A 4,906-nucleotide genomic window follows, 5' to 3' on the forward strand; every position below is an offset into this window, starting at 1 on the left:
TCGGCGCCCGACAGCGTGAATTCGTCGGTGTGGCAGATGCCTGTCGCCTTGATCTCGACCAGCACCTCGCCCTCACGCGGCCCGTCGAGGTCGACCTCCATGATCTCCAGCGGCTTTCCGGCGGCGACTGCGACAGCGGCGCGGGTTTTCATCAGGCGTCCTCCAATGCGAATTTTTTTCCAAGGTTTCAGGTTTTGCCGACACGATCAACTGGCAGCTGGCTGCCCGACTGGGCCACAGCGAGGAATTGGAATCGCAAGTCGATTGAAAGGCAGTGAATTGCATGGTCGGCTTGACCCTGCAAGCACAGGCCATAAAAGGAACGGCCGACCCGAGGGATGACATTTCGCATGTTCACCAAGATCCTGATCGCCAATCGCGGCGAAATTGCCTGCCGCGTAATCAAGACGGCGCGCAAGATGGGCATCGCCACGGTTGCCGTCTATTCCGATGCCGATCGCGATGCCGTGCATGTCGAGATGGCCGACGAGGCGGTGCATATTGGGCCTTCGCCAGCCGCGCTGAGCTATCTCGTCCCGGAAAAGATCATCGCCGCCTGCAAGGAAACGGGGGCTCAGGCCGTGCATCCCGGCTACGGATTCCTGTCCGAGCGGGCGGCCTTCTGCGAAGCGCTGGAAGCGGAAGGCATCATTTTCATCGGCCCGAAGCCCAAGGCCATAAAGGCGATGGGCGACAAGATCGAATCGAAGAAGTTCGCCAACGCCGCCAAGGTTTCCACCGTGCCCGGCTGGCTCGGCGTCATCGAGAATGCCGACCATGCCGAAAAGATCGCCGGCGAAATCGGCTATCCCGTGATGATCAAGGCTTCGGCTGGCGGCGGCGGCAAGGGCATGCGCATCGCCTGGAGCGAGGCCGAAGTGCGCGACGGCTTCGACCGCGCGCGCTCGGAAGCCAAGAGTTCGTTCGGCGACGATCGTCTCTTCATCGAGAAATTCGTCGTCGATCCGCGCCACATCGAAATCCAGGTGCTGGCCGACGCGCATGGCAACGCGCTCTATCTCGGCGAGCGCGAATGCTCGATCCAGCGACGCAACCAGAAGGTCGCCGAAGAGGCGCCATCGCCATTCCTGGACGCCGCGACACGCAAGGCCATGGGCGAGCAGTCGGTGGCGCTGGCCAGGGCCGTCGATTATCAAAGCGCCGGCACCGTGGAATTCATCGTCGACAGCGAGAAAAACTTCTATTTCCTTGAAATGAATACACGATTGCAGGTCGAACATCCGGTGACGGAGCTCGTCACCGGCATCGATCTGGTCGAGCAGATGATCCGCATCGCCGCCGGCGAAAAGCTTGCCATCCAGCAAAGCGACGTCAAGCTGAACGGCTGGGCGGTGGAAAGCCGGCTCTACGCCGAAGACCCTTACCGCAATTTCCTGCCTTCGATCGGCCGGCTGACGCGCTACCGGCCGCCTGAGGAAGGACAATTCGGCGATGTGATCATCCGCAACGACACCGGCGTCACCGAAGGCTCCGAAATCTCGATGTTCTACGATCCGATGATCGCCAAGCTGTGCACCTGGGCGCCGACGCGTCTGGAAGCCATCGATGCCATGTCGGAAGCGCTCGACAGCTTCGTCGTCGACGGTATCGAGCACAACATTCCGTTCCTGGCTGCCTTGATGCAGCATCCGCGTTGGCGGGAAGGGCGGATATCGACCGCTTTCATATCGGAGGAATATCCCGACGGCTTCGCGCCGGTCGTACCGAACGACGATGAGAAAGCGGTGTTGGCGTCGATCGCGACCGCGGTGGAACTGCTGCGCCGCGACCGGCTCGACCGGCTGGGCGGGCGGCTGGCGCCGCATTCGGGAGCTCTGAAGCGCGACTGGGTGGTAAAGATCGGCGATGACTATCTGTCGGCGTCGATTATCGAGGGCATGATTTCCATTCCGATGGAAGTCGATCTGTCGATCGAGGGCGGCAGGGCGTTGACCGTTGCATCCGACTGGCGGCCGGGCGACCTGGTCTGGCGCGGCACTGTCGGCAAGCGCAAGGTTACGGCTCAGGTCAGGCCGGTTGCCAACGGCTTTCGCATTGCCTGGAAAGGCATGTCGGTGACCGTGCGCGCCATGCTGCCGCGCACTGCCGAGCTGGAAAGGCTGATGCCCGAAAAGGTGGCGCCGGACACGTCGAACCTGCTGCTTTGCCCGATGCCTGGCCTTGTCGTGTCGATTGCCGTTGCCGAAGGCCAGGAGGTCAAGGCCGGCGAGACCTTGGCGGTGGTCGAAGCGATGAAGATGGAAAACGTGCTGCGTGCTGAACGCGACCTTGTCGTCTCCAAGCTCAATGCCAAACCGGGCGACAGCCTGGCCGTCGACGCCGTGATCATGGAGTTTGCGTAGGGCGAGCCGGGCAGGCAGCCTGTGATCAGCAGTGGTTTGTGCTGGACTGGCATCGCGCGGTCCCGGACAATACATCTCCATCGACTCAAGGACCTTCACGCAACACCATGGCCGACGAAAAACTTCCCCGCGATCCCCTGAAGCGCGAAGCTGCGATTGCTGCGGCGCGGCCGGAGGCCCCGGCGCGGCCCTTCGTCCATTTGCGCGTGCATTCGGCCTATTCGCTGCTGGAAGGCGCCTTGCAGATCGGCAAGGTGGTGGCTCACGCGGTCAAGGACGAAGCCCCGGCCATCGCCGTCACCGACACCAACAATCTGTTCGGCGCCCTCGAATTCGCGCAGAAGGCGGTGAAGGACGGCATCCAGCCGATTATCGGCTGTCAGACCGCGCTCGCCTTTTCCGGCGAAAACAGCGATGGCCAGCGCGACCGCAGGCGGCAGGGCCCCGATATGCGGCCGGTCGTCCTGCTTGCCGCGACCGAGGTCGGCTATTCCAACCTGGTCAGGCTGGTCAGCCGCGTCTACCTCGAAACGCCGCCAGGTGAAGCCGTGCACCTGACCACCGAAATGATGGAAGGCTTTTGTGACGGATTGATCTGCCTCAGCGGCGGGCCGCGCGGACCCATCGGCATCGCCCTCAAGGAAGATCGCCGCGATCTGGCCGAGGCACGGCTTTTGACCCTCAAGGCGATGTTCGGCGACCGGCTTTATGTCGAACTGGACCGGGTTTCCGGCTATGATCGCGTGATCGAGAAATCCTCGATTGATCTGGCTTATGCCCATGAACTGCCGCTGGTCGCTACCAACGAGGCGTTCTTCTCGGCTCGCGACGATTATGACGCGCATGACGCGCTGATCGCCATTGCCGAGGGATCGGTTGTTGCCGCCGACAATCGTCGCCGGCTGTCGCCGGACAATTTCCTGCGCAGCCAGGCCGATATGGCCAGGCTGTTCGCCGACCTGCCGGAGGCGATCGACAACACCGTCGAGATCGCGCTGCGCTGCTCCTACTACCCGAAGAACCGCAACCCGATCCTGCCGCGCTTCACCGGGGGCGATGTCGCCGATAATGACGCGGCCGTGCAGGCGGAAGCCGACGAACTGGCCCGCCAGGCGCATGAGGGGCTCGACGCGCGGCTGGCCATGCATGGCCCGACCGCGGGCTACACGGTCGAGCAATACCGCGAGCGGTTGAATTTCGAGCTCGGCATCATCACCAAGATGAAGTTTCCCGGCTACTTCCTGATCGTTGCCGACTTCATCAAATGGGCCAAGGCACAGGGCATTCCGGTCGGGCCGGGACGCGGTTCGGGCGCAGGCTCGCTGGTTGCCTATTCGACCACCATCACCGACATTGATCCGCTGCGCTTCTCGCTGCTGTTCGAGCGCTTCCTCAATCCCGACCGCGTGTCGATGCCCGACTTCGACATCGACTTCTGCCAGGATAGGCGCGAGGAGGTCATCCGCTACGTCCAGCAGAAATACGGCCGCGACCAGGTCGGCCAGATCATCACCTTTGGTACGCTGCAGGCGCGCGCCGTGCTGCGCGACGTCGGCCGCGTGCTGCAGATGCCCTATGGCCAGGTCGACAAGTTGTCCAAGATGGTGCCGCAGAACCCGGCCAATCCGGTCAAGCTCGCCGACGCCATCGCCAACGAGCCGCGCTTTGCCGAAGAGGCCGAGAGGGAGCCGATCGTCCAGACGCTGCTCGACATGGCGCAGAAGCTGGAAGGCCTCTACCGCCATGCCTCGACGCACGCCGCCGGCATCGTCATCGGCGACCGGCCGCTGTCGGAACTGGTGCCGATGTACCGCGATCCGCGCTCGGACATGCCCGTCACCCAGTTCAACATGAAATATGTCGAGCAGGCCGGTCTGGTGAAGTTCGATTTCCTCGGCCTGAAAACGCTGACCGTGCTGGAGACGGCGGTGAAGCTGATCCGCCGGCGCGGCATTGAGATCGACCTGGCGACGATCCCGCTGGACGATCCCGAGACCTACGCCATGCTGTCGCGCGGCGAAGTGGTCGGCGTGTTCCAGGTGGAAAGTGCCGGCATGCGCAAGGCGCTGATCGGCATGCGGCCCGACTGCATCGAGGACATCATCGCGCTGGTCGCACTGTATCGACCCGGCCCGATGGAGAACATCCCGACCTACAACGCCCGAAAGCATGGCGAGGAGGAGATGGCGTCGATCCATCCCAAGATCGACCATCTGGTGAAGGAGACGCAAGGCGTCATCGTCTACCAGGAGCAGGTGATGCAGATCGCGCAGGAGCTGTCCGGCTACTCGCTCGGCGAAGCCGATCTGCTGCGCCGTGCCATGGGCAAGAAGATCCGCGCCGAGATGGACAAGCAGCGCGAGCGCTTCGTCTCCGGCGCGGTCGAGCGTGGCGTCGGCAAGCCGCAAGCCGACTTCATTTTCGACCTGCTGGCCAAGTTCGCCGACTATGGTTTCAACAAGTCGCACGCCGCCGCCTACGCGGTCGTCTCGTACCAGACCGCCTATCTCAAGGCACATTATCCGGTCGAGTTCCTGGCGGCA

The 4,906-nt window shown here is 63.0% G+C and carries 2 protein-coding genes and 1 pseudogene; 2 read left to right on the forward strand and 1 reads right to left on the reverse strand.

All coding sequences use genetic code 11. From position 1 onward, the window contains the following. Positions 1-152 (reverse strand): annotated as a pseudogene (locus EN943_RS34915) (S-(hydroxymethyl)glutathione dehydrogenase); the annotation flags it as partial. A 198-nt stretch (positions 153-350) separates the two neighbouring features. On the opposite strand from EN943_RS34915, the gene EN943_RS34920 reads away from it, so the two are divergent. Then, the gene (locus EN943_RS34920; protein WP_127416367.1) at positions 351-2,363 is read left to right on the forward strand and encodes an acetyl/propionyl/methylcrotonyl-CoA carboxylase subunit alpha; all 2,013 of its coding nucleotides are present in this window, start codon (positions 351-353) and stop codon (positions 2,361-2,363) included. A 107-nt stretch (positions 2,364-2,470) separates the two neighbouring features. After that, positions 2,471-4,906, forward strand: a 2,436-nt coding sequence (dnaE, locus tag EN943_RS34925) for a DNA polymerase III subunit alpha (RefSeq protein WP_127416368.1), incomplete at its 3' end; no start/stop codon positions are given.

Source organism: Mesorhizobium sp. M7A.F.Ca.US.006.01.1.1, assembly GCF_003997935.1.
Classification (GTDB): domain Bacteria; phylum Pseudomonadota; class Alphaproteobacteria; order Rhizobiales; family Rhizobiaceae; genus Mesorhizobium.